This is a genomic window from Pseudonocardia sp. ICBG162 (assembly GCF_020496225.1).
Lineage (GTDB): Bacteria > Actinomycetota > Actinomycetes > Mycobacteriales > Pseudonocardiaceae > Pseudonocardia > Pseudonocardia alni.
Map to the genome: position 1 here is coordinate 177,671 of NZ_JAHLJD010000021.1, position 23,452 is coordinate 201,122.

Annotated in this window: 24 protein-coding genes and 1 pseudogene; 13 read left to right on the plus strand and 12 right to left on the minus strand. The window is 71.5% G+C overall.

Going from position 1 to position 23,452, the window contains the following annotated elements:
- The first annotated feature begins 9 nt into the window (after positions 1-9).
- Together KPL60_RS21865 and KPL60_RS21870 are read left to right on the plus strand one after the other, a co-directional pair.
- Complete coding sequence (locus tag KPL60_RS21865) at positions 10-738, plus strand: BTAD domain-containing putative transcriptional regulator (RefSeq protein WP_226367044.1); 729 nt, start codon at positions 10-12, stop codon at positions 736-738.
- Positions 739-839: 101 nt separating this feature from the next.
- Positions 840-1,997 (plus strand): nucleotide disphospho-sugar-binding domain-containing protein, encoded by a 1,158-nt coding sequence (locus KPL60_RS21870; RefSeq protein WP_226367045.1) that lies wholly within the window; start codon positions 840-842, stop codon positions 1,995-1,997.
- A 53-nt stretch (positions 1,998-2,050) separates the two neighbouring features.
- Here KPL60_RS21870 and KPL60_RS21875 read toward each other — a convergent pair whose 3' ends face one another.
- Positions 2,051-2,632, minus strand: a complete 582-nt coding sequence (locus KPL60_RS21875; protein ID WP_308016806.1) for a dTDP-4-dehydrorhamnose 3,5-epimerase — start codon at positions 2,630-2,632, stop codon at positions 2,051-2,053.
- Positions 2,633-2,743: 111 nt separating this feature from the next.
- A complete protein-coding gene (locus KPL60_RS21880) occupies positions 2,744-3,253 on the minus strand; it encodes a MarR family winged helix-turn-helix transcriptional regulator (RefSeq protein WP_226367047.1) in 510 nt (169 codons plus the stop codon).
- A 108-nt stretch (positions 3,254-3,361) separates the two neighbouring features.
- Between KPL60_RS21880 and KPL60_RS21885 the strand changes: the two genes are divergently transcribed.
- From KPL60_RS21885 to KPL60_RS21920, 8 genes are all read left to right on the plus strand, one after another.
- On the plus strand, positions 3,362-4,582 hold the full coding sequence (locus KPL60_RS21885; protein WP_226367048.1) for a class I SAM-dependent methyltransferase: 1,221 nt from the start codon (positions 3,362-3,364) through the stop codon (positions 4,580-4,582).
- Between the two features lie 3 nt (positions 4,583-4,585).
- A complete protein-coding gene (gene rfbA, locus KPL60_RS21890; protein WP_226367049.1) occupies positions 4,586-5,488 on the plus strand; it encodes a glucose-1-phosphate thymidylyltransferase RfbA in 903 nt (300 codons plus the stop codon).
- Positions 5,485-5,928: a DUF1772 domain-containing protein gene (locus KPL60_RS21895; RefSeq protein WP_226367050.1), complete on the plus strand. Its 444-nt coding sequence runs from the start codon at positions 5,485-5,487 to the stop codon at positions 5,926-5,928. The genes rfbA and KPL60_RS21895 overlap by 4 nt, the downstream gene beginning before the upstream one ends.
- A 21-nt stretch (positions 5,929-5,949) precedes the next feature.
- The gene (locus KPL60_RS21900) at positions 5,950-7,059 is read left to right on the plus strand and encodes a DegT/DnrJ/EryC1/StrS aminotransferase family protein (RefSeq protein ID WP_226367051.1); all 1,110 of its coding nucleotides are present in this window, start codon (positions 5,950-5,952) and stop codon (positions 7,057-7,059) included.
- Between the two features lie 94 nt (positions 7,060-7,153).
- A complete protein-coding gene (accA, locus tag KPL60_RS21905) occupies positions 7,154-8,755 on the plus strand; it encodes a carboxyltransferase subunit alpha (RefSeq protein ID WP_374228734.1) in 1,602 nt (533 codons plus the stop codon).
- Entirely contained in the window at positions 8,752-9,234 is a 483-nt protein-coding gene (locus KPL60_RS21910; RefSeq protein WP_226367053.1) for an acetyl-CoA carboxylase biotin carboxyl carrier protein subunit, read from the plus strand. Before accA ends, KPL60_RS21910 begins: the two co-directional genes overlap by 4 nt.
- A complete protein-coding gene (locus KPL60_RS21915) occupies positions 9,231-10,586 on the plus strand; it encodes an acetyl/propionyl/methylcrotonyl-CoA carboxylase subunit alpha (RefSeq protein ID WP_226367054.1) in 1,356 nt (451 codons plus the stop codon). The genes KPL60_RS21910 and KPL60_RS21915 overlap by 4 nt, the downstream gene beginning before the upstream one ends.
- Complete coding sequence (locus KPL60_RS21920) at positions 10,583-11,578, plus strand: NAD(P)-dependent oxidoreductase (protein ID WP_226367055.1); 996 nt, start codon at positions 10,583-10,585, stop codon at positions 11,576-11,578. Before KPL60_RS21915 ends, KPL60_RS21920 begins: the two co-directional genes overlap by 4 nt.
- Positions 11,579-11,642: 64 nt before the next feature.
- Here KPL60_RS21920 and KPL60_RS21925 read toward each other — a convergent pair whose 3' ends face one another.
- The 4 genes from KPL60_RS21925 to KPL60_RS21940 are packed head-to-tail and all read right to left on the minus strand — an operon-like array spanning position 11,643 to position 15,047.
- Entirely contained in the window at positions 11,643-12,095 is a 453-nt protein-coding gene (locus tag KPL60_RS21925; protein ID WP_226367056.1) for a nitroreductase/quinone reductase family protein, read from the minus strand.
- Positions 12,096-12,134: 39 nt separating this feature from the next.
- Complete coding sequence (locus KPL60_RS21930) at positions 12,135-12,737, minus strand: ester cyclase (RefSeq protein WP_226367057.1); 603 nt, start codon at positions 12,735-12,737, stop codon at positions 12,135-12,137.
- Complete coding sequence (locus KPL60_RS21935) at positions 12,734-14,194, minus strand: MFS transporter (protein ID WP_226367058.1); 1,461 nt, start codon at positions 14,192-14,194, stop codon at positions 12,734-12,736. The genes KPL60_RS21930 and KPL60_RS21935 overlap by 4 nt, the downstream gene beginning before the upstream one ends.
- Before the next feature lie 34 nt (positions 14,195-14,228).
- A complete protein-coding gene (locus tag KPL60_RS21940) occupies positions 14,229-15,047 on the minus strand; it encodes an SDR family oxidoreductase (protein ID WP_226364806.1) in 819 nt (272 codons plus the stop codon).
- A gap of 191 nt (positions 15,048-15,238) precedes the next feature.
- Between KPL60_RS21940 and KPL60_RS21945 the strand changes: the two genes are divergently transcribed.
- Complete coding sequence (locus KPL60_RS21945; protein WP_226364807.1) at positions 15,239-15,961, plus strand: hypothetical protein; 723 nt, start codon at positions 15,239-15,241, stop codon at positions 15,959-15,961.
- Between the two features lie 37 nt (positions 15,962-15,998).
- The gene (locus tag KPL60_RS21950) at positions 15,999-16,709 is read left to right on the plus strand and encodes a class I SAM-dependent methyltransferase (RefSeq protein ID WP_226364808.1); all 711 of its coding nucleotides are present in this window, start codon (positions 15,999-16,001) and stop codon (positions 16,707-16,709) included.
- Positions 16,710-16,864: 155 nt separating this feature from the next.
- Here KPL60_RS21950 and KPL60_RS34810 read toward each other — a convergent pair whose 3' ends face one another.
- From KPL60_RS34810 to KPL60_RS34815, 3 genes are all read right to left on the minus strand, one after another.
- The gene (locus tag KPL60_RS34810; RefSeq protein WP_308016632.1) at positions 16,865-17,566 is read right to left on the minus strand and encodes an Lsr2 family protein; all 702 of its coding nucleotides are present in this window, start codon (positions 17,564-17,566) and stop codon (positions 16,865-16,867) included.
- A gap of 176 nt (positions 17,567-17,742) precedes the next feature.
- A complete protein-coding gene (locus KPL60_RS21960; protein ID WP_226364804.1) occupies positions 17,743-18,315 on the minus strand; it encodes a Fic family protein in 573 nt (190 codons plus the stop codon).
- Positions 18,312-18,629, minus strand: coding sequence for a type II toxin-antitoxin system Phd/YefM family antitoxin (locus tag KPL60_RS34815; protein WP_226364803.1), 318 nt, complete (start codon positions 18,627-18,629; stop codon positions 18,312-18,314). Before KPL60_RS34815 ends, KPL60_RS21960 begins: the two co-directional genes overlap by 4 nt.
- Before the next feature lie 176 nt (positions 18,630-18,805).
- On the opposite strand from KPL60_RS34815, the pseudogene KPL60_RS21970 reads away from it, so the two are divergent.
- Positions 18,806-20,069: pseudogene (locus KPL60_RS21970) on the plus strand (IS256 family transposase).
- 652 nt (positions 20,070-20,721) lie between these two features.
- On the opposite strand, the gene KPL60_RS21975 reads toward KPL60_RS21970, so the two are convergent.
- From KPL60_RS21975 to KPL60_RS21985, 3 genes are read right to left on the minus strand one after another with little or no spacing between them, the layout of a single operon-like run.
- Positions 20,722-21,513, minus strand: coding sequence for an ABC transporter ATP-binding protein (locus tag KPL60_RS21975; RefSeq protein ID WP_226364809.1), 792 nt, complete (start codon positions 21,511-21,513; stop codon positions 20,722-20,724).
- A complete protein-coding gene (locus KPL60_RS21980) occupies positions 21,510-22,637 on the minus strand; it encodes an iron ABC transporter permease (protein WP_226364810.1) in 1,128 nt (375 codons plus the stop codon). The genes KPL60_RS21975 and KPL60_RS21980 overlap by 4 nt, the downstream gene beginning before the upstream one ends.
- On the minus strand, positions 22,634-23,449 hold the full coding sequence (locus KPL60_RS21985; protein WP_226364811.1) for an ABC transporter substrate-binding protein: 816 nt from the start codon (positions 23,447-23,449) through the stop codon (positions 22,634-22,636). Before KPL60_RS21985 ends, KPL60_RS21980 begins: the two co-directional genes overlap by 4 nt.
- Positions 23,450-23,452 lie beyond the last annotated feature (3 nt).

Sequence of the window (23,452 nt, forward strand, 5' to 3'; positions counted from 1 at the left end):
ACCGGGTCCGTGCGGCCGGGAGTGTTGGGTCCGCTCGCCGGTGACCGACTGGTCGACCCGGTCGCGGTACGGGCACCGAAACAACGACTGCTGCTCGCGCTGCTCATGGTCGAGGCGGACCGGTCGGTGCCGACTGACCTGCTCGTCGACGAACTCTGGGGCGGCGACCCACCGGTCAGCTGGGCGACGACCCTGCAGACCTACGTCTACCAGCTCCGGCGGCACACCCGCGACGGTTCACCCGGCCACATCCGGACGACCCGCAGCGGGTACCGGCTCGAAATCGATCCGGCGTTGCTCGACTGGCACCAGTTCGAGTGCCTGATCGAGGTGGCAGCCCGCACGTCCTGCTCGACCAGGGCGGCGGCCGGGTACCGGTCCGCGCTCGCGCTCTGGCGGGGACCGGTGCTCTCCGACGTCGACCGCGGACCGCGCCTGCTCGCCGTCGCCGGACGGCTGGACACAGCACGGCGGGCGGCCCAGGCCGCCCACCTCGCAGCGTTGCACGACACCGGGCGATTCACCGATGTCATCACCGAGGCGCGCGCGGTGCTCGTCGACGACCCGCTGGACACCGACGTGCACGTCTGCCTGATCCGCTCGCTGGCGGCCCGCGGTCGTCGACACGACGCGATCCGGCACGCCCGCCACTTCCACCGCAGGCTGCGCGAGCACGTCGGGCCCACCGGTCCGACCGCCGTCGACCACGCCTACCTGGAGATCCTGCGGGAGCTCTGAGCCCGGCCATCCGAACACCAGGCAGAGCCGAGGGGAGCCCGTGAGAGTGACCCGAGGGCCGCGCCCGCGGCCCGCCGACCCTCTCGAACGGAGCGTGATCCGTGCGCGTCCTCTTCGCGGTCTCGATGCAGAACTCCCACTTCTTCCCGATGGTGCCGCTCGCCTGGTCGATGCGAGCAGACGGGCACGACGTGCGGGTGGCGCACCCGCCCGCGCTCACCAGTCAGGTCGTCGAGTCCGGGCTGACCTCGGTACCGGTGGGCCGGAACCCGGTGATCACCGACGAGATGCGCTCCCGGCTCCCAGGGCGCGGCGACACCCCGGCGAGCGGGGACGAGAGCCACAACATCGCCCAGAACCTCGGGTTCTTCCGTGGCGTGGCTGGCCTGATGAACGAGGACCTGGCCGCGGTGCTCACCGACTGGCGTCCGGACGTCGTCGTCTACGACTGGCAGTGTTACGCTGCGGCGACGCTCGGCCGCGCGCTCGACATCCCGACGGTGCGGTTCCTGTTCGGGCCCGACTTCGCCGGCGGGGTGCCCGGCTGGCGGGACGCCGAGTGTCGGTTCCTCGGCGACATCCTCAGCGACGCGGGTCTGCCGCCGTCGGCGCTCGACGGCGACACCGGTATCGACGTCTGCCCGCCGTTGTTGCAGTTCGATGCGGCCCGCCCGAGCGTCCCGGCCCGCTATGTCCCGTACAACGGTGCTGGCTCGGTGCGGCGCGCCGGGGAGGCCATCGGCCGCCCACGGGTGCTGGTGACCCTCGGCGGGACCTACTCCTGGGTGACAGGCGACCTCGCACCGATGGACGCCGTGGTGTCCGCGCTCGCTGACGTGGACGTCGACCTCGTAGTGGCAGTGCCCGCGCACTCAAAGGCGCTGGCGCCGGCGCCAGCAGACCGGGTCACGGTGGAGGTCGACGTGCCGCTTTCCCTGCTGCTCGAGGGGTGCGACGCGATCCTGCACCACGGCGGCGACGGGACGGTGGCCACTGCGCTGGTGGCCGGGGTTCCGCAGATCATCGCGCCCAGCGGGTTCACCGGGTTCGCCAGCAACCACAGCGCCGACCGGATCGCCCGCTCCGGCGCGGGCACCCGCCTAGAGCTCGCCGAGGGGCCCGGTGCGATCCGGGAGACCGTCGAGCGGGTACTCCGCGACGACGTCATGCGGCACGCTGCGGCGGATCGGGCCGAGGGCGAACGTGCCCGGCCCGGGGTGGTGGAGGCCGGCCGCGAGCTGCTGGCGAAGCTCAGCTGAACGCCCCGGGCCTGCTCGTCGGGACGGACGAGGGTCGGCCCGGGGCGGCGGGGCTAGCGCGACGCGGACTCGGTGGCCCGTTCCGCCCGGGCGGAGGCCGCCCGGTCTGGCAGCAGCCCTGCCGCGGCTGCCTCCCGGAGGGTGGGGGCGTTCGCATCCCGCTCGGACAGCAGGCGCTCCGCCTCTGGCGGGAGCGGGAGACCAAGATCCGGGTCGGCCGGGTGCACTGCCCGCTCGAGTTCGGCCCGGTAGGGGGCGGAGAGCAGGTAGTGCAGCGTCGCGCCATCGCTCAGGGCGATCCACAGATGCCCAACGCCGACCGGAATGTAGAGCGCGGCGGTGTCATCCCCGGAGACCTCGAAGGCGTCCCACTGACCGAACGTCGGTGAGTCGGTCCGCAGGTCGACCGCGATGTCGAGGACCTGGCCGGCCACGCAATGCACCAGCTTGCCGGTGCCCGGCGGGGTAGCCGTGTAATGGACTCCGCGGACCGCGCCGAGGCGGGAGCGGGTGAGGATCGTCTGCTGCACCGCGAACATGCCACGACCGGCGGCCTCCCGGAACGCCGGGTCGGCGAACGGGACCTCGACCTCGCCACGGCGGTCGGAGTACCGGGCCCCCTCCAGTCGCAGCACGCCGTCGATAGTGGGTCGAGGCACCGTCGTGTCCTCTCCTCGGAGCTGGGCGGCCATTTCCGAGAATGACACGGGTGGATCTCGATACGGTCGAATCCTGGTGGAGTCCGGTCAGTGTCGTGGGCGCGGCGGACGGCTCGTCGACTGGATCTCCCGGGTGGCCGAACTCAGTTGTTCGAAGAAACGCATAAGAATTGTGCGTTCGGGCTCCGGATACGCCGATATCAGCCGATCCAGACGGCTGGCGATCGGGGCGAAGAGTTCCCCGCTGCTGCCGAGACGCTCATCGGCCTCGGTGTCCACGATGCCGATCCGTACCCGCCGCCTGTCCTGAGGATCCGGCCGGCGTGAGACCAGGCCCGCCGCGGCGAGGCGGTCGACGAGCTTGGTGACCGCGCCGGTGGTCAGTCCGGTGCGTCGGGCCAGCTCACCGGCCGTGACCTCCCCGATCAGGTCAAGGAGGTTCAGAGCGTAGAGGTCGGTGGCATTGAGGCCGGCCGCGTCCGCGGTGACTTGCCCGTAAAAGACCATCGCGCTGACGTACTCCCGGAAGATCCGGTTCTCGTAGGCGCTGAGCTCCCACCGGTTGACCGCCGGGCCGGCCCAGTCCTGCTGCTCCACGTACCCCCTGTCTGCGTCGAGGCGTCACCGCTGCCGCCGTCGAGCCGCTGTGGACCGGTTCTCGAGAACTCTCGCACAGACTACCGACACCGAAACGAAAGGAGTGCCATGTCCGGGTGCCGGGTCTGTGGTGGCGATGTCACAACATTCCTCGATCTGGGACAGCAGCCGCTGTCCGACGCCTTTCTTCTGGGTCCCGAACAGATCGAGAGCGAATTCTTCTACCATCTCCGGGTCGGTTCCTGCCGCTCCTGCCACATGATTCAGCTGCGCGACGAGGTGCCCCGTGAACGGATGTTCCACGAGGAGTACCCGTACCGGTCCTCGCTGTCCTCGGTCATGCGGGAGCACTTCGCGACCACCGCGCGGAGCCTGCTGGCGACCGAGCTGAGCGGGCCGGACGCGTTCCTGATCGAACTGGGTTGCAACGACGGGGTGCTGCTCGGGACCGTCGCAGAAGCGGGCGTACGTCACCTGGGGGTGGAGCCGTCCGGTGGGGTCGCAGAGGTTGCCCGAGGACGTGGGCTGTCAGTCCTCACCGCGTTCTTCGAGGAGAAGACGGCACGCCGGGTGCTCGACGAGCACGGCCGGGCGGACGTCGTCTACGCGGCCAACACCTTCTGCCATATCCCCTACCTGGACTCGGTGTTCGCCGGTCTGGACGTGCTGCTCACCCCGGACGGCGTGCTCGTCTTCGAGGACCCCTACCTCGGCGACATCGTGGAGCGGGGGTCGTTCGACCAGATCTACGACGAACACTTCTACCTGTTCTCGGCGACGTCGGTGGCCTCGATGGCCAACCGCTTCGGCTTCGAGCTCGTCGACGTCGTGCGTCTCGGCGTGCACGGCGGCGAGGTCCGCTACACCCTGGCGCGGGCGGGGGCGCGCGTCCCGTCCGCCGCCGTCGCCGACCTGCTGGCCGAGGAGGCCGGTCGCGCGCTGCACGCCCCCGGAACGCTGGAGGACTTCGCCAAGCGGGTGGACCGGATCTGCGATGATCTGGTCGGCCTGCTGGAGAGGCTGCGCGACGAGGGCCGGCGGGTCGTGGCCTATGGCGCGACCGCCAAGAGCGCGACAGTCACCAACCGGACCGGCATCGGCCCTGACCTGGTCGCCACGGTGTACGACAGCACGCCGGAGAAGCAGGGCAGGCTCACCCCAGGCGCGCACATCCCCGTCTCGCCGGCCGCGGAGTTCACCGCCCCCTACCCGGACTACGCGCTGCTGTTCGCCTGGAACCACGCGGACGAGATCATGCAGCGCGAGAGCGCGTTCCGCGAAGCAGGTGGCCGGTGGATCTCCTATGTACCCGACGTCCGGGTGATGTGAGCCGTGCGCGGGATCGTGCTGGCTGGGGGGACGGGCAGCCGGTTGCGGCCTGCCACCTCGGCGGCGTGCAAGCAGCTGCTTCCGGTCTATGACAAGCCGATGGTCTACTACCCGATCTCGGTCCTGATGCTGGCCGGGATCCGGGAGATCCTGCTCATCTCGACCCCCGAGGACCTGCCGTCGTTCCGGCGGCTACTCGGGGACGGCACCCACCTCGGGCTCCGGCTGGAGTACGCGGTCCAGGACGCCCCGCGCGGTCTCGCCGACGCCTTCCGGATCGGCGCCGACTTCGTCGCGGACGAGAACGTGGCACTCGTCCTCGGCGACAACCTGTTCCACGGGAGCGGCTTCTCCGACGTGCTCGCCCGATGCGTCCGCGACCTGGACGGGGCAGTCCTGGTCGGCTACGAGGTGGACGATCCCCGAGGCTACGGCGTCGCCGAGATCGACGACCGGGGGCGGCTGCTCTCCCTGGAGGAGAAGCCACAGAACCCGCGGTCCCGGCTGGCGGTCACAGGCCTCTACTTCTACGACCCCCTGGTGGTGGAGATCGCCCGCTGCCTACGGCCGTCGGCCCGCGGGGAGCTGGAAATCACCGACGTAAACCGGACATACCTGGAGGCCGGACGCGCTTCGCTGGTCGCGCTCGGCCGAGGTTACGCCTGGCTCGACACCGGCACCCACGAGTCCCTCCTGGAAGCATCCCAGTTCGTCCAGACCCTTGAACGACGGCAGGGCGTCCGGATCGCCTGCCTGGAGGAGATCGCACTCCGGCAGGGGCTCATCGGTGCCGAGGAATGCCTCGAGCTGGGCCTGCGGCTCACCGGCTCGGAGTACGGGGGCTACGTCGTCGGGGTCGCCCGGTCCTTCCTCGACGAGGGACCGACCGTCCTGGAAGCAGTGTGACCGGCATGCTCCCGCTGCTCGCCGCCGTGGTGTCGGCGGCGGTGGCGGGCGCGCTGACCGTCGCCCTGCTCGTTCTGCTGCCGCTGCTGATGGCGCAACCCGACGACCGGTATCCCGAGACGAACACGTTCGTGCTGCGGCGGATGGACACCGTCATGCCCCTGCTGACCCTGCTGGGAATCGGCCTCAGCGCAGGTGCGGTGCCGGCCGCCCCGGTCGTCTCCGCGGCCGTCCTTCACGCACTAGCCGTGCTCGGGCTGCTGGTGCTGCTGACGGTCTCCGCGGTCGTGCTGCGCCGGGTGAACGCCTCCATCGCAGCCGCGCCCGGGCCTGCGGAACTCCGGGTGCTGCGCCACCGGTGGCGGGGATGGCACCTGACGCGGGTCGGTGGAGCGCTCGCCGCTGCTGTCGCCAACACCGCCGCCGTTCTCCTCTCCTGAGCCTCCAAGAAGGGAACCCGTATGCCCACCAGAGTCTGGGACTACCTGCCCGAGTACGAGACTGAGCGGGACGATCTGCTGGACGCGGTGCAGACAGTCTTCGGGTCCGGGCAGCTCGTCTTCGGGCCCAGCGTCGCCGGGTTTGAGGCCGAGTTCGCGGCCTACCACGGTGTTGCGCACTGCGTCGGCGTCGATAACGGGACGAACGCGATCGAGCTCGGTCTCGAAGCAATCGGTATCCGACCAGGTGACGAGGTGATCACCGTGTCGAATACCGCCGCCCCGACCGTCGTCGCGATCGACGCGATGGGCGCCGTGCCGAGGTTCGTTGACGTCCGGGAGGAGGACTTCCTGATGGACGTCGACGCGGTCGAGGCCGCGGTCACCTCGCGCACCCGGTGCATCGTCCCGGTGCATCTCTACGGGCAGTGCGTGGACATGGCGCCGCTGCGCCGGATCGCGGAACGGCACGGCATCGCGATCCTGGAGGACTGCGCGCAGGCCCACGGCGCCCGCCACCACGGCGCGCTCGCCGGCACCTTCGGAGCCGCCGCTGCGTTCTCCTTCTACCCGACGAAGGTCCTCGGCGCCTACGGCGACGGCGGCGCGGTGCTGACCAGCGCGGCCGAGGTGGATCGTGCGTTGCGACGGTTGCGCTACTACGGGATGGACGACGTCTACCACACGGAGTCGACCCCCGCGCACAACAGCAGACTGGACGCGGTCCAAGCGGAGATCCTGCGTCGGAAGCTGACCCGGCTGGACTCCTACCTGACCGCCCGCCGGGCGGTCGCGGACCGGTACGCCGATGCGCTGTCCGGCACCGGTCTGGTGCTGCCGGCAGTCGCCGATGGCAACGATCACGTCTACTACGTCTACGTCGTCCGGCATCCGCGCCGGGACGCGATCCTCCAGAAGCTGCGCGCCGACGACATCCACCTCAACATCAGCTACCCGTGGCCGGTGCACACGATGCGCGGATTCACCCGCCTCGGGGTGCCGGCCGGCGCACTGCCGGTGACCGAGCGTCTGGCGACCGAGATCTTCTCCCTGCCTATGTACCCGAGCCTGCCCCGAGACCTGCAGGACCGCGTGATCGATGCGGTCCTGCAGGCCCTCGCGGCAGTCTGACCCGGGAGCCGTCATGACCCTCTCCCCCGCCCGTGAGACCCAGCCGTCCGGCACGCCAGACGCTGACTGGCTGCACTGCCCCGGATGCCGCGGCATGCTCTACCGTCCCCGCTTCCGGCGCGAGCTCGGCGTCTGCCCGTCCTGCGGTCATCACGCCCGGATGGGAGCGCGGGACCGCATCGCGTTCCTGCTCGACGCCGGCTCGGCCACCGAGTTCGGTGACCTGAGCGGGGTGCCGGACGACCCGCTCGGATTCACCGACCTGCGTTCATACCGAGATCGGCTCGCCGAGGCACGAGCCCGCAGCGGCCTCACCGACGCGGCCGCCTGCGCCACCGGCACCTTGCGCGGCCACCCGGTGGTGGTCGCCGCGATGGACTTCGACTTCCTCGGCGGCAGCCTCGGAGCGGCACTGGGCGCTCTCGTCGAGCAGGCCGCGCGGGCCGCCGTCGAACGCGGGCACCCGCTGCTCGTGGTCAGCGCCTCGGGCGGGGCCCGGATGCAGGAGGGCGCGATCGCGCTCATGCAGATGGTGCGGACCAGCCGGGCACTCGCGGATCTCGACGCCGCGGGGCTCCTGACGATCTCGCTGGTCACCGACCCCACCTACGGCGGTGTGGCGGCGTCGTTCGTCCCGCTCGCCGACATCGTGCTCGCCGAGCCCGGTGCGCGGCTGGGCTTCGCCGGGCCGCGGGTGATCGCTCAAACGCTCGGACAGGAGCTGCCGGAAGGGTTCCAGACCGCAGAGTTCCTGCTGGAACACGGGCTGGTCGACGCCGTCGTCCCGCGGGCGGCCCAGCGCGCGACGCTCGCCGCACTGCTGTCCGCGGCCCGGCCGTCGTCGCCGACCCGGGTGGAGCCAGTCGAGCTGGTCCGGGACCCCGGGGCTCTGCCGGACCGCTCGGCGTGGGATTCGGTGCGTGCGGTGCGCACCGCCGGACGGATCACCACCACCTCGATGATCGAACGCGCCGTCGACGACTTCGTGGAACTGCGCGGGGACCGCAGCGGTGGCGACTGCCCGGCCATCGTCACCGGGCTCGGGCGGTGGGACGGCGTGCCGGTGGCGATCGTCGGTCAGCAGCGCGGGGACACCGTCGCCGAGCGGGTGCACCGCAACTTCGGGATGCCGCGGCCGGAGGGGTACCGCAAGGCGGGACGGGTCATGCGGCTGGCAGAGAAGCTCGGAATCCCGGTGGTGACACTCGTCGACACCCCCGGGGCGCACCCCGGGGTCGACGCCGAGCGCCGCGGCCAGGCCCACGCGATCGCCGAGAACCTGAGGCTCATGGCCCGGCTCGCCGTGCCAGTGGTGTCGGTGGTGCTCGGTGAGGGCGGCAGCGGCGGGGCGCTCGGCGTGGCCGTCGCCGACCGGGTCTACGCCTTGGAGGACAGCGTGTTCTCGGTCATCTCCCCGGAGGGCTGCGCGGCGATCCTCTGGCGAGACGCCGCCCGCGCACCGGAGGCCGCCGAGGCGTTGCAGATCGGCGCCGCAGCGCTGTTGCGGAACGGCCTGGTGGAAGGTGTCATCCCGGGCCCGTCCACCGACGGTGCCCTGGTCGGAGACGCGGTGCGCCGCACCGTGACCACGGCACTCGCCGAACTCATTGGGCTGCCCGCCGAGGAGCTCCGCCGCACACGTGCTCTGCGCTACTCGGCGTTCGGCAACCACCGTGACCGAGGAGGGAACTCATGACGACGAACGGCACCACGGGCCTGCGTACCGGCCTATCCGACACCGACAAACGCGGCCGGCAGACCGACGCCATGGAGCGGCTCTGCCAGCATGCCCTGGATTTCGCGCAACAGAGCACACCCGCCCGGCTGTTCCTGCGCGACGGCGAGAGCAGTCTGGAGGTCGAGTGGGCCGCCGGCGCGGCCGCGCCGGCGGCCGCCGCTCCCACCCCGGAGACGGAGTCCGAGACGTCGGTGGCGGTGACCGCGACGCTCGTCGGCACCTTCTATCACCGTCCGGAGCCGGGGGCTGCGCCGTTCGTCGTCGAGGGCGACGAGGTCCGGCCCGGCCAGCAGCTCGGCATCGTCGAGGCGATGAAGCTCATGAACCCGGTCGAGTGCCCGGTCGCCGGCCGGGTGGCCGCGGTCGAGGCGCCGGACGGGGCGGGAGTCGAGTTCGGCCAGGTGCTGTTCCGAATCGAGCCGGGGCGGCCGGAGTGATCCGGAAGGTACTGGTCGCCAACCGAGGCGAGATCGCGCTGCGAGTGGCGAGGGCCTGTCGTGAACTGGGACTCGGATGCGTCGTGGTGCACTCGGCCGGCGATCCGGACCCGGCCGCCGCCCGGCTCGCCGACGACGTGGTGTGCATCGGGCCTGCTCCTGCCCGGCACAGCTACATGCTCGCTCCCGCGCTGGTCGAGGCGGCCCGCAACACCGGAGCCGACGCCGTGCATCCCGGATACGGGTTCCTCTCCGAGGATCCCGACTTCGCCGAGATCTGCGCCCGCAACGGCCTCACCTTCGTCGGACCGCCGCCGGAGGTCATGGCCGCGCTCGGTGACAAGGCCAGGGCCAAGGAGCTGATGGCCGCGGCCGGGGTGCCCGTCCTGGCCGGCAGCGAGGGCGCGGTGACCGGGCCGGAGGAGGCCGGCGCGGTGCTGAACCGGGTCGGCCTGCCGCTGATCGTGAAAGCGGTCGCCGGTGGCGGCGGCCGGGGGATGACTGTGGTGCACCGGGTCGAGGATCTCGCTCCCGCCGTCCGGCGGACCTCGGCGCAGGCGCGCGCCGTCTTCGGCGACCCCGCCGTCTATCTGGAGCGCTACGTGACCGGCGCCCGGCACGTGGAGATCCAGGTGCTCGCGGACGACCACGGCGAGGTGACCGCCGTTGGCGGCCGGGACTGCTCCATCCAGCGGCGCCACCAGAAGCTGGTCGAGGAGGCGCCGGTGCCGGGACTCCCGGCCGAGCTGGGCGAGCGGATCGCGGCAGCGGCGACCGCGGGAATGCGCGCGGTGGGATTCCGCGGGGCCGGAACCGTGGAGTTCCTGCTCACCGACGGCGGGGAGTTCTCGTTCCTCGAGGTGAACAGCAGGATCCAGGTGGAGCACCCGGTCACCGAGATGACCACCGCGCTGGACCTCGTCCAGCAGCAACTGCTCATAGCCGCGGGCGAGCGGGGACCCGGCCAGGTCACCGCCCCGTCCGGGGCGGCCATCGAGTGCCGGATCAACGCCGAGGACCCGGATCGGGCCTTCGCACCGACACCGGGCCGGATCGATCGGCTCATGCTGCCCGGTGGCCCCTTCACCCGGGTCGACTCGCACGTAGGAGCGGGTGACGAGATCGGGCCCCACTACGACTCGCTCCTGGCCAAGATCGTGACCTGGGGTCCCGACCGCGAGTCGGCTCGCCGCAGAATGCTCCGCGCGCTGGACGAGACGGTGGTGACCGGGCCGGGCTTGTGTACGACGGTCGGCTTCTTGCGCGGGATCCTGGACGACCCCGACTTCCGGGCGGCCCGGCACACCACCGCCACGCTGGACTCGCGGCCGGTCCCGGCCGGCATGCGGTGAGCGCCAGCGGCCCGGTCGTCGTACTCGGGGCGTCCGGGTACCTCGGCTCGCACGTGCTGCGCGCTCTGCTCGCGGCGGGGCACCGGGAGGTCCGCGCCGTCGCCCGCCGCCCGGCGCTGGTGCCGCCGGGGTCCGGGATCGAGGTGGTGAGGGCCGACCTGACCGAGCCGGGTGCGGCGGCCGCGGTCGTCACCGGCGCGTCGGCAGTGATCCACCTGGTCGCCGACATCGACCACACCGGGGGACGAGGCTGGCGTACCGCAGAGGGCCCCGCCGCACGGGACGTCCCCGCCGACCCGACGCTCGTCGCGGTGCTGGCGGCGCTGGCCGAGCGACGCTGTCCGGTGCCGGTGCCGGTGGTATGGAGCGGGTCGGTGACGCAGGTGGGCACACGATCCACCGCCAGGGTGGACGGTTCCGAGATAGACCGGCCGGAGACCGGCTACGACCGCAGGAAGTGCCGGGCCGAGCGGCTGCTGCGCGACGCAGGCCGGGCGGGCCACATCCGTGCGGTCGCGCTGCGGCTCCCCACGCTCTACGGCCCGCCTGCCGCGGACGGCTGCCCGGCAGGCGGCGGTGTGGTGGCGGCGATGGTGCGGCTGGCGCTGGACGGGGAACCGTTGACCCTGTGGAACGACGGCCGCATCACGCGGGACCTGCTGCACGTCCGGGACGCGGCGACCGCCGTCGTCCGCGGTCTGAACGTGGTCGCATCGGGCCGGGCCTGGCCGGTCGGTGGGGACTCCCCGGTCGAGCTGGGAGAGCTGTTCGCCAAGATCGCCGCGGTGGTCGCGACGGTGACGCGGACCCGGCCGGTCCCGGTCCAGCGGGTCCCGACGCCGGAGTTCGCGACCGCCGAGGACCTGCGGAGCATCGAGGTCGACTCGGCGGCGTTCCGCCGGGCCACAGGATGGGCGCCCAGGGTCGGCCTTGATGATGGTCTGCGCGCCACCGTCGAGCACGAGGTCGCGGCTCGCATCGCGGTGCGCTGAGCACTCTCGGAACGTGCCGGAACGGCCCGCCCGATCGGGCGGGGCCGTTTCCGTACGGTGCCGGTCAGCGGGGGTCGACCCGGAACACCGCGCAGCGGTCGGCGATGGCGACGAACTCCTCCGGCGTCCCGTTCGCGACGTGGCCGGCCCGGATCATCATCCGCGTGCCGACCGGGACCTGGCGGGGGAACTCGCGCAGGATCGGTGCCCGCTCCCCGACCGGGATCTCGACCATCGTGACGGCGTCGTCGCGCCGCCCGCGTGCCAGCCGGGCGCTACCGGGATTGGCACGGGCGTTGGCCACCCAGTTCGTACCGGGGAAGCCCACCAGGTACGTCGCGCCGTCGACGCTCATCGGCGTCACCGGCGTGGACACCGGGTTACCGCTGCGGCGACCGGGGATCGTGAGGACGGCGAGCCCGCTGACGCCGAGCCCTCGGCGCTGGAGCTGGACGAAAAGCTTGTTCAGCGGCTTGAGCCAGCGCGGGAGTCCACGCAGCTGCGTGCGTGCAGTCATCGTGCCCACCTTCTGGGAGAGGTCGGGTGTCGGGTCGGGTTATCGGGCGGGCGTGCTGTGCAGCACGGGTTCTTCGCCGCACCGCTGTGCCCGCTGCGCGCGGCGGGTTACCAGCAGCATTCGCGCCAGGTAGAGCGGACGGGGCGGCAACCAGCCGAGCTGGGTCGCGGTCCGGAGGTCGTCGCGGTTGGCCCAGTGCTCGATGATCAGGTCGTCGAGGAACCGGAACCAGTGGGTCTGCGTGGTGGAGAAGGTCCGGCCGGTCGGTGGGAACGCGCCGACCACCTGGCCCGCGCGGTCGTAGTCGTAGAGCACCCCGGTGTGCCGCCCGGACATGGTGGCGTGGGCGACGAGCGTGTCGTCCCTGGCCACCGCGGCGTGCGTGCTCCAGTCCAGGCCGGAGAACGCGTGCCGCAGCAGCATCGCGGTCGCGTGGAACCCGGCCGGTCCGGGGACCCGGCAGGCAAGTGGCTCCAGCGCCGCTTCCAGGTTCGTCCCGCGCGGGTGCACGATGCCGGCGAACGTGGCCTCGTCTCCGTCCCTCATGACGTCCAGGATCGACTGGGCCTGCGCGATCTCGGTGCCGTGCCTGTGGTCGGCCTCTCGGCCGGGCATCTCCGGTCGCGGGTTCAGGTCGGTCATACGGGGGCCTCCTCGGCCGAACGGCGCCGGATCCGGCGCGGCAGCAGCAGCGAGAGCGCCGCGCTGAGCAGCATGAGTCCGATGTTGACCCAGAGCGCCGCGCCGAGCGCGTCGGCCAGCTCGGTCTGCCCACCCGGCCCGGCCGCTCCGACGGAGCCGAAGAACACGGTGCCGACTGCGGCGACACCGAGCGCCGCGCCAAGCTGCTCGGCGGTGTTGAGCACCCCGGACGCGGCACCGGCGTCGTCGGCCGGCACGCGGGTCAGGACGACGTCGATGACCGGCGCTGTCACCAGGCCCATCCCGGACCCGACGAGCAGCAATGCAGGGGCGAGCCACCACGCCCGCAACCCGTCGTCGGCGAGCTGAACGGTCGCGGTGAGCAGCAGCAGACCGACCGCTCCAACCAGTGCGCCGACGGTGAGGACCCGGGTCCCGAACCGGCGTAGCAACGGCGTCGACAGCAGCGAGAACACGACGGTCGACACGGCACTGGGCACGAGTGCCAGCCCGGCGCCGAGCGGGCCGAACCCCAGCCCGACCTGCAGGTAGTAGTTCAGGACGAAGAACATGCTCATGAACGCCGCGAGGAACGTCAGCACGATCCCGAGGCCTCCGACGAACGAGCGTTCCCGCCACAGCCGGGGCAGCACCAAGGGCACCGCACCGGCCTGTTCCCGGCGGACCTGCGAACGGGCGAACACGACCAGCAGGACGAACCCGGCGGCGACCATGGCGAAGCCCCACCACGGCCACCCGAGCTCGCGGCCCTGCACCAGGGGCAGGAGCAGGGCGAACAGCGCGAGTGTGAGCAGTGCCAGCCCGCTCGGATCGAGGGCGGGTGGCCGAGCCGCGCGTGACTCGCGCAGATAGCGCCGAACGCCGAGGAACGCCACGACACCGATCGGTAGGTTGATCCAGAAGATGGTGCGCCAGCCCAGACCGCCGATGTCGGCGGCGACCAGCACACCGCCGAGGATCGGGCCCAGCACCGCGGCCGAGCCCAGTACCGCTCCGAAGACGCCGAGCACGCCGGGGCGCTCGGCCTCCGGGAACTCGACCTGGAAGATCGCGAGTGCCTGGGTGAGGATCAGCGACCCTGCCAGCGCCTGAGCGACCCGGCCCGCGACCAGGATCTCGGCGGTCGGAGCGAGTGCGCAGACCGCCGAGGTGACGACGAAGCCGAGAATGCCGATCTGGACGGCCAGCCGCCGACCGATGCGATCGCCGATCCGCCCGGCCGTGATCAGGGTGAGTGCGAAGGTCAGCGTGTAGGCGGCGGTGATCCATTGCAGGACGGTGCTGCCGGCGCCCAGGTCACGTTCCATGTCCGGGAGGGCGACGATCACGATGGTCGTATCCAGGATGTCCATCGCCACGGCGACCAGAACGAAGGCAGCGGCAGTCCGGCGACGCGGGTCTGGCTTCGCCGGGCCGGCAGATCGGAGATCGGTCATGGGACGGTTCTCCCGAGTCGCGTTCGGTCGGATGTCAGACGAATTCCGGAGCCCGTTCGACGGCCCACTGCCGGTAGCCGGTCGGCCGGGTGCGGGGGCGCAGGACCTGGCCGTGCTCCGCGGTCCAGCCGGTGGCCTCGACGGCGACCTGCGCGACGTCTGCGGGGAGCACCTCGGCCAGCGCCTCGCGGGCCCGGTCGGGTCCGGTCGCCGCGACCGGGATCGGCCGGCCTGCGGCCCGCGCCAGGATCGCGGCACGATCGACCGGGCTGAGCAGGTCAGGGCCGGTCAGCTCGACCACCGGTGGGGTTCCGACCGCGACGAGGGCGTCGGTCACGGTGGCGGCGACGTCGTCAGTGTGGACCGGGGCGACGGCGACGTCCGGCCAGGCCAGCGGCAGCTCCCCGAACCGGGCGAGCAGCCCGGCCCAGGCCAGGTCGTTGTCCATGAACGCGCCGGGGCGGATCGCGGTGACCGACAATGAGCGGGCGTGCAGCGCATCCTCGCAACGCCGGTGCAGCGGCCCGGTAGCGACGTCGCCGTCCGCGCCGGCGAGCAGTGAGGAGAGTACGACGACCCGTGGCGCGCCGGCATCGGCGAGCCCGTCGGCTGCCCGGTCCACCGCCTCGGGAACCGGGAACAGGTAGACCGCGGTGGTGCCCTCCGCCGCGGTCCGGACGGCCTCGCGGTCGTTCAGGTCCCCGCGCCGGATCTCGACGTCCGCCGGTAGCCCGGATTCGTCCGAGCCCCGGACCAGGGCACGGACCGGATGCCCGAGACGTAACAGGCGGGTGACCACGCGCCTGCCGACGTCCCCGGTCGCGCCGGTGACCAAGATCGGTGCGGAGCTCATGCTATTTACGCTACCACGAGAAGATACTTCCCAAGAGAAGTCTATTTGCCCTGGACAGCGCCTCGAGTGCGCGCTGCGAGCGTCGGCGACGAGGCTGGCCGGTGAAAGGGATGCCCATGCGCTCCGTCGTACCCCGACTACACCTGTTCGAGTTCGAGGACCAGTCGTGGTTCCCAAGCCGGCTACGGGACATGACCACCGACTTCCTCCAGGAAGCGCTCGTCCTGCGGCACCGCTTCTATGCGCCGGTCACGCCGGTGCTGGCAGGTTTGGTGCGGCGGACCGGCCAGCGGCGGGTCATTGACCTGTGCTCCGGCGCGTCGGGCCCGTGGGAGCACCTCAAGCCCGAGCTGCAGCAGGACGCAGGTCCGGTCGAGCTGGTGTTCACCGACCGCTTCCCTAACCGTCGCGCGCTGCAGGGCGCCTGCGATCGCATCGGTGATGGCCGCACCCACGTGCACCCCGACCCGGTCGATGCCACCGCGGTCCCCGAGGGGCAGGACGGCATCCGCACCGTCTTCACCGCCTTCCATCACTTCCCGCCGGACGTGGCCCGGGCCGTGCTCGCCGACGCATTCACCCGACGTGCACCGCTGTGCGTCGCCGAGTCCTCCGAACGCCGGTGGCCATCGCTGCTGGCGACGCTGCTCGCGCCGATGCTGGTCGTCGGCCACGTCCTGCGAAACCCGACCCCTCTGCGGCTGCTCTGCACCGTCCTCGGGGTACTACCGCTCGTGGTGACGTGGGACGGGCTGGTCTCAGCCCTGCGCACCTATGACGGCGCCGACCTGGCCTCGCTGACCGCGGGACTGTCCGCGCCCGACTACCGCTGGTGGACCGAGCGGATCGCGCCGGGCGGCCCGGCGCCACCGGTCCTGCTCCTGATCGGCGAGCCGGTGTCCGCGACCGACTGACCCACCCGCCCCGCCGTCACCGAGACCGGAGGTACCGATGTTCACCGACAACCACGCAGACGTCTACGAGACGATCTACCGTAGCCGCGGCAAGGATTGGGAGCAGGAGGCCCTCGATGTCGTCGCGGAAATCACCGCCGAGCGCCCCGAGATCACCAGCCTGCTCGACGTCGCCTGCGGGACCGGGATCCACCTCGAACAGTTCCGCCGGCTCGTCGAGCACTGCGAGGGCATCGAGATCGCGGAACCGATGATCGCGCTGGCTGCCGAGCGAGTCCCGGGCGTCCCGCTGCACCGCGGGGGTATGCGCTCCTTCCGCCTCGATCGCCGCTTCGACGCCGTGACCTGCATGTTCTGCTCGATCGGCTACCTCGACACAGTCGCCGACATGCGTGCTGCCGTCGCGACGATGGCCGGGCACCTGGTGCCCGGCGGTGTGCTCGTGATCGAGCCCTGGTGGTTCCCCGAGCGATTCATCGACGGTTACGTGGCCGGTGACCTCAGCCGCGGCCCGGACCGAACCATCACCCGAGTCTCCCACTCCACGCTGGTCGACGGGAAGACCCGCATGGAGTTGCGGTTCGTCGTCGCCGACGAGACCGGCATCTCCGACTTCACCGAGATCGAGATCCTCAGCCTGTGGCCGGAGCAGGCCTACCGCGAAGCGCTGGCCGACGCCGGATGCTCGGTGCGCTACGTACCAGGCGGGCCGACCGGGCGTGGCCTGTTCGTAGGTGTGCGGAGCTGAGGCTCTGGGAGCCGTCGGACAAGCCAGGGATGCTCGCGATCACGCGTCCGCGGAGCGGTGCAGCGTGCTGGATGAGCGACAGACACGCGGAGGCAGACCGCTCCACGGTGTTGCGGCTCCTCGGCCGAGCACCGCGGATATAGACCTGTGCGGGACTACCCGCTGAACTGGGCGGTCTGTGGCCGTGTCGTCGGCGCGGCCTTCTCCGGTACGGACGTCGAGGTGTCCGAGCCGTGTTCGCGGTAGGCCTCGACGACCTCGGCGGGGATGCGGCCCCGCTCGGAGACGGCGTATCCGTTCTCCCGCGCCCACACACGCACCGCCTGGCTGTGGCGCCGAGCCTCGGTCGAGCCTGCCGCCGCGGCCGCCTCGCGACGTCGTGCGACCCGGCCGCCTCCTGCGGTCCGTGCGGCGGACACGAACGGGGCGAGCTTGTCCCGGAACGTCGCGGCGTTGGTCGCATTGAGGTCGATCTCGAACAGCTTCCCGTCGACGGCGAAAGCGACGGTCTCATCAGCGGCCGCGCCGTCGAGGTCGTCGATGAGCTGTACCGTTTCGATTCGCGCCACTGTGTCACCCTCTGCTGTATTGATACTTGCGGCCGAGGGTAGTGCATGCTCTACGAGAGACATGTCTTCCCCCGGATTATCAATACTGTCGGTCAGCGTGGTGGTGATGGCCCGGGCGGTGGCGCTTCCTGGGTGGTAGGCGAGGTAGGTGGCCAGGACCCGCAGGGCGGTCAGGGCCTCGTTCTCCCGTTCGACCCACTCGATTCGGCGGGCATCGCGTGCGTTGCGGAATGCTGATTGCAGCTGACGGGACAGGGCGGTTCCTGCCACGATGACGGGGTCTGACATCGCGATCCTCTCGCACAGCGCCGGGGAAACGGACTCAGTGTGCGACAGGGGACCGACAATTCTTCAGCCCACTCGGCCAGACGCGGCGGACACACCGGCAGGAACGCCTTGCCGACTCCGGCACACACGGCACACCCCCTCGAGAAGCCGGACCGACGTCGAGACGGAGGCGCTGCTCAGCTGTCGGTGGAGGCCGGCCGTGACTGGGGTGGCTGGCGGAGTGGCCTGACGAGGTGGGCGAGCATGGTGTGCAGGGCGGAGCTGTCACCGGCCAGCGAGAGCGCGGAGGCTCGGTTGTTCTCGGCCGGGTCCATCGTGGTCCAGCGCAGCTCGTAGCCCGCGTCGTGGGCGAGCTGGGCCAGGAACGCCCGCTGGGTGCGTCCGTTGCCCTCCCGGAACGGGTGCAGGGCGTTGATGTCGCCCAGCAGTTCGGCCAGGCCGGTGACGAAGCCGTCGAGGTCACGCCCGCGCAGCACCTGCTGGGCCTGCAGGCGGGTGAAGATGTCGTCGGCGAAGGTTTCGAGGTGGTGGGGCAGGCAGAACAGCTGTCCCTTGCCGATGGACACGGTGCGCAGCTGCCCGGCCCAGTCGTAGAGGTCGCTGAAGATGTAGTGGTGGAAATCCTGCAGGTGGTCCAGGTCGTAGCGCCCGGTGAGCTCGGCCTCGGCCTGGGCGAGCTCGGCCGGGTCGGAGATGCCCAGCCGGTTCCGCAGGACACCGGTGTCGAGGTAGGGGTCCGGGCCGGTCAACGGCGGTAACGGGCCAGGACACGCTCACGGGCCTCGTCGGTGCTCAGCGAACCCGCCGCGACACCGTCGAGCAACGCCAGGCTCTGCGCGCTGGGCTCGAGGCCCTCCGCGCGCACCGAGGCGAGCGCCTCGTCGACATCAGCGCGCCGCTGAGCCGCTCCGACGAGCTGCTCGTAACGGGCCACCGACATCACCACCGCCTCGGGCTTGCGATGCGCACCCACGAAGACGGGCTCCGCATCCGGGTCCTGCACCCGCTTCAACGTCGCCGCCAACGCCGTACGAAACTCCCGGAACGACAACACCTCAGGCACCCACACACCTCACAGCGTACCCGAACGCGTACACATCCGAGTACGCAACGGCTTCTCGGTCTCAGCCCCCGCGAGCGCGAAGACGACAGTGGCGCACGGTCGCGTCGTGCGGGACTGTCCGGTCTTGGGTGTAACTGGTCCGACACGCCGAGCGCAGCTCGGCGGGAGGAGCTGTCATGACCGACACGATCGAGCCTGTGCCGAATCGGATTGATCAGCAGCAGTTGGCCCCGCAACTCGTCGAGGCCGCTCGCGCCGAGGGCGTCGAGCTCGTCGGTCCAGGCGGCCTGTTGTCCGGGCTGACGAAGACGGTCCTGGAGACCGCGCTCGAGGCCGAGATGACCGAGCACCTGGGCTATGAGCACCACGACCCGACCGGGCGTGACGGCGGGAACTCACGCAACGGCACACGCTCGAAGACGGTCCTGACCGAGATCGGCCCGGTCGAGATCGACGTGCCCCGCGACCGGGACGCCAGCTTCGCACCGGCCATTGTGTGCAAGCGCCAACGCCGTCTGGACGGGATCGATGAGATCGTTCTGTCGCTGACCGCCCGCGGGCTGACCACGGGCGAGGTCGCGGCGCACTTCGACGAGGTCTACGGCGCGAAGGTCAGCAAGGACACGATCTCGCGGATCACCGACAAGGTGGTCGAGGAGATGACCGAGTGGCAGAACCGGCCCGCTCGACCCGGTCTATCCGGTGATCTTCATCGACGCGATCCATGTGAAGATTCGCGACGGGAAGGTCGCCAACCGGCCGTTCTACGTGGTCATCGGGGTCACGGTGGACGGGCGCAGAGACATCCTCGGGATCTGGGCCGGGGAGGGCGGGGAGGGCGCGAAGTTCTGGCTGGCCGTACTCACCGAGATCAAGAACCGCGGCACCGCCGACGTGTGCATCGCCGTCTGCGACGGCCTGACCGGGCTCGGCGAGGCGATCACCACGGTCTGGCCGGCCACGGTGGTCCAGACCTGCATCCTGCACCTGATCCGCAACACCTTCCGCTACGCGTCGCGCCGCGACTGGGAAGCCATGGCCAAAGATCTGCGGCCGGTCTACACCGCGCCCACCGAGGCGGCCGCGAACGCCCGCTACGACGAGTTCGCCGAACGCTGGGTCGGCCAGTATCCGGCGATCGGCGCGCTCTGGGCGCGCGCGTGGTCGGAGTTCGTGCCCTTCCTCGACTACGACGTCGAGATCCGCCGCGTCATCTGCAGCACCAACGCGATCGAGTCGCTCAACGCGCGCTACCGGCGCGCGGTCCGAGCCCGAGGCCACTTCCCAACCGAGCAGGCCGCGCTCAAGTGTCTCTACCTGGTCACCCGCTCATTGGACCCGACCGGGAAAGGCCGGGCCCGGTGGTCGATGCGGTGGAAGCCGGCGCTGAACGCGTTCGCGATCACCTTCGAAGGCCGTATCGTCCCCGGCACCATCTGATATCCATCAACGCCGGTTACACCGTTGATCGGACACTCCCCTGTCCAGCCCGACCGGCGGACCGACCCTGCTACGGGTCGAGCTGCCCATCACATGACCCACTGGGCGCGTTGATGTGGAGCCTCCTGGCCACGCGGGTCTGGACCTGCTGCTGGGTCGTTCGGGCGAGTGCTGCGACTGTATCCGGCGCAGCACCCGCGGCGGCCTCGGCGAGGCGGCGGTAGGCCTCCTCGGTGTCGCCGGGCAACGGTCCGTTCATCGCTCGTGCGTTCCGGGAACCGACCGGTCGATGCGGACGACCTGTGCGGTGTGAGCTGTTGCGAGCGTTGCCGGGAGGCAGTGTCCGCGTCGCTCGCCGGGGAGGACCGGCCGCAGGACTCCTTCGTTCTCGACCATCTCCGCCGATGTCCGGACTGCCAGGTGGTCGCGGATCGGCTGACGCAGCTGCGCGAGGTGCTCCGGTGTCAGGAACCGGTGTCCGGGGTGGACCTGCTGGCCGGGCTGCTGGTGGCTCGCGCCGGTGGGGTACGCGCCTCCCGCCCCTGCTGTGCCGGGGTGGGCGCGGTCCTCTACGTGCTCGGCAACGCGGCGTGCGGCTGTATACCGGGGTGCGCCTCTGTGGCTGCCAGGACGGCGCCCGGTGCAGGTGCGGTCACGAGGTGGACTGACCGGCGTCCAGCTCGCGCAGCAGTACCCGGGGCGCCCCGGTCACGGGGTCCGCGACGATCGAGCCGTCGACCCGGAAGTGCGCCGCGAGCAGCCCGGGGGTCAACACCTCGGTCGGTGTGCCCAGTGCCGCGATGCGGCCCGCGGACAGCACGGCGACCAGGTCGGCGTACTGGGCGGCGAGGTCGAGGGAGTGCAGCGCGGCGATAACGGTGATCCCGAGGTCCCTGGCCAGCCGCAGGACTCCGAGCTGGTGGCGGGGGTCGAGGTGGTTGGTGGGCTCGTCGAGCACCAGGACCCGGGGCTGCTGGGCCAGCGCGCGGGCGAGGAGCACCCGTTGGCGCTCCCCGCCGGACAGCTCCGACAGCGGACGGGCGGAGAACGCGGTACAGCCGGTGCGTTCCAGCGCGTCGGCGACGACGGCGGCGTCGCCGGGGCCGGGACGCCCGAACGTGCTCAGGTGCGGGGAGCGACCGAGCATCACGGCCTCCCACGCGGTGAAGTCGAACCCGCCGGGGTCGTCCTGGGAGAGCACCCCGACCGCGCGGGCGTTGTCGCGGTGCGGCATCGCGGCCAGGTCGTCGTCGCCGAGCAGTAGATGCCCGCGCAGCGGCTTGAGCACCCGGTAGAGGCTCTTGAGCAGGGTGGACTTGCCCGATCCGTTGGGCCCGACGAGGGCGAGCACCGCGCCGTCGGGGACGGTCAGGGTGGCGTCGTGCACGACCGGGTCCCCGCCGTGGCCGACGCTGACGCCGTCGATCACGAGCCGGGAGCTCACACCCCCACCGCCCCGGTCGCGCTGCGGCGCAGCACGTAGAGGAAGAAGGGCACGCCGATCGCGGCGGTGAGGATGCCGATCGGGAGTTCGGTCGGGGCGAGCACGAGACGGGCGGCGGTGTCGGACCAGACGACGACCAGCGCGCCGAGCAGCACGCACACCGGCAGGGTGCGGCGGTGGTCGGCGCCGAACAGCAGCCGGGCCAGGTTCGGCACGACCAGCCCGACGAACCCGATGCTGCCCGACACCGCGACGACCGCCCCGGTGAGCAGCCCGGTGAGGACGAACAGCGCCGCTCGCAGCCGGGTCGGGTCGGTACCGAGCGCCGAGGCCGCGTCCTCGCCGAGTACGAGCAGGTTGACCCGGTTCGCCTGCCACCACAGCGGGACCAGCAGCACCCCGACCACCGCTGCGGACAACCCGAGCAGGTCCCAGCGGGCCCCGGCCAGGCTTCCGAGCATCCAGAACAGGACCTGCTGCTGGGCATCGGTGTTGCGGGTGCGCAGCAGCAGGAACGAGGTGACGCCACCGAGTAGCTGCCCGACCGCGACGCCGGCGAGCACCATTCGGGTCGCGTGCAGCCGTCCACGGACCCGGGACAGGACGAAGACGCCCACCCCGGTCAGCATCGCACCGGCGAACGCGGCGGCGGGCAGGGTGAACAGCCCGGCCGTCGCGGTCCCGATCGTGGTGATGACCAGGACGGCGCCGACCGAGGCACCCGACGACAGCCCCAGGATGTAGGGGTCGCCGATCGGGTTGCGGACCAGCGCCTGCACCAGCAGCCCGGCGACGGCCAGCCCCGCCCCGACGACGACGCCGAGCAGCACCCGCGGGGTACGCAGCTCCCAGACGATGAAGTCCTCGGCCCGGTCGATCCCGGAGGAGCCCCCGGCCAGGTGGGCCGTCACGGCGTCGAGCACCCTGCCGGGCGGGATCGACACGGGGCCGAGCCCGATCGCCACGACGACCGAGGCCAGCAGGGCGAGCAGCAGCCCGGCGAGCACCGCCGCCGGCGGGACCCGGCCGAGCAGGCCGCCGGTCGCGGGAGCCGGGTACGGCAGGGTTAAGCCCGGACCTCCGGAGGGCCTGCCGGTCCGCGCGGTCTCGTCGTGGGTGGTCATCCGGTGCCGTGGATGCCCTTGGCGATCGTGGCGACGGCCTGCCCGTTGAGCACGCTGGGGGACAGGGTGATCGACTGTGGGACGGTGACCAGCCGGTTCTCGCGGACTGCGGTCGTCGAGGCGAGGACGGGACTGGACCGGATGGCCGCGGTCAGCTCGGCGTCGCTCTGCGGGGAGAACCCGGTGATCACGACGATCGCCTGCGGGTCGAGCGCGGCGACCTGCTCGGCGGACAGGCTCGCGAAGTCGCCGTCCTGGTCGGCGGCGATGTTCTGCCCGCCGGCGAGGGTGATGATGGCGTTGGCGAGGCCGGAGCCGCCCTGGGTCATCAGCGGCTGGGCGGTCTGCGGGGCAGAAGACAGCGCCAGCACCCGGACCGGCGCGGCGCCGGGGGCGGGTGCCGCCGCGGCAACCTGGGCCCTGATCCGGTCGACCAGCTGCGTGCCCCGCTCCTGTGCGCCGAACACGGTCGCGACCTTCCGGATGAACGCGTAGGTCTCGTCGATGTCCTGCACCGGCGAGCGTGCGTCCTCGCAGGCCACCAGGCTGGCGGCGCCGGCCTGCCGCAGCCGCTCCACCGAGGGGGTGCCGTCGAAACCGCCGAAGCTGTAGCTGGAGATCCCGACGACGAGGTCGGGCTTCGCCGCGACGACCGACTCGGTGGTGCCGTGTCCGGGGTCCAGCACCGGGATCGAGTCGAGCTCGGTCCGCTCGGCGCCGGTGAAGGTCGCGAAGAAGTCCGGGGCGGCGGTACCGACGATCCGTTCACGTTGGCCGAGCTCGTTCAGGATCGCGGCGGCCCCGCCGTCCATCGT

Coding starts and splice junctions, on each gene's coding strand:
- KPL60_RS21885 (WP_226367048.1), top strand. CDS start 3,362: ATGTCCGGGTGCCGGGTCTGTGGTGGCGATGTCACAACATTCCTCGAT.
- KPL60_RS21900 (WP_226367051.1), top strand. CDS start 5,950: ATGCCCACCAGAGTCTGGGACTACCTGCCCGAGTACGAGACTGAGCGG.
- accA (WP_374228734.1), top strand. CDS start 7,154: ATGCTCTACCGTCCCCGCTTCCGGCGCGAGCTCGGCGTCTGCCCGTCC.
- KPL60_RS21910 (WP_226367053.1), top strand. CDS start 8,752: ATGACGACGAACGGCACCACGGGCCTGCGTACCGGCCTATCCGACACC.
- KPL60_RS21925 (WP_226367056.1), bottom strand. CDS start 12,095: ATGACTGCACGCACGCAGCTGCGTGGACTCCCGCGCTGGCTCAAGCCG.
- KPL60_RS21930 (WP_226367057.1), bottom strand. CDS start 12,737: ATGACCGACCTGAACCCGCGACCGGAGATGCCCGGCCGAGAGGCCGAC.
- KPL60_RS21935 (WP_226367058.1), bottom strand. CDS start 14,194: ATGACCGATCTCCGATCTGCCGGCCCGGCGAAGCCAGACCCGCGTCGC.
- KPL60_RS21940 (WP_226364806.1), bottom strand. CDS start 15,047: ATGAGCTCCGCACCGATCTTGGTCACCGGCGCGACCGGGGACGTCGGC.
- KPL60_RS21945 (WP_226364807.1), top strand. CDS start 15,239: ATGACCACCGACTTCCTCCAGGAAGCGCTCGTCCTGCGGCACCGCTTC.
- KPL60_RS21950 (WP_226364808.1), top strand. CDS start 15,999: ATGTTCACCGACAACCACGCAGACGTCTACGAGACGATCTACCGTAGC.
- KPL60_RS34810 (WP_308016632.1), bottom strand. CDS start 17,566: ATGTCAGACCCCGTCATCGTGGCAGGAACCGCCCTGTCCCGTCAGCTG.
- KPL60_RS21980 (WP_226364810.1), bottom strand. CDS start 22,637: ATGACCACCCACGACGAGACCGCGCGGACCGGCAGGCCCTCCGGAGGT.
- KPL60_RS21985 (WP_226364811.1), bottom strand. CDS start 23,449: ATGGACGGCGGGGCCGCCGCGATCCTGAACGAGCTCGGCCAACGTGAA.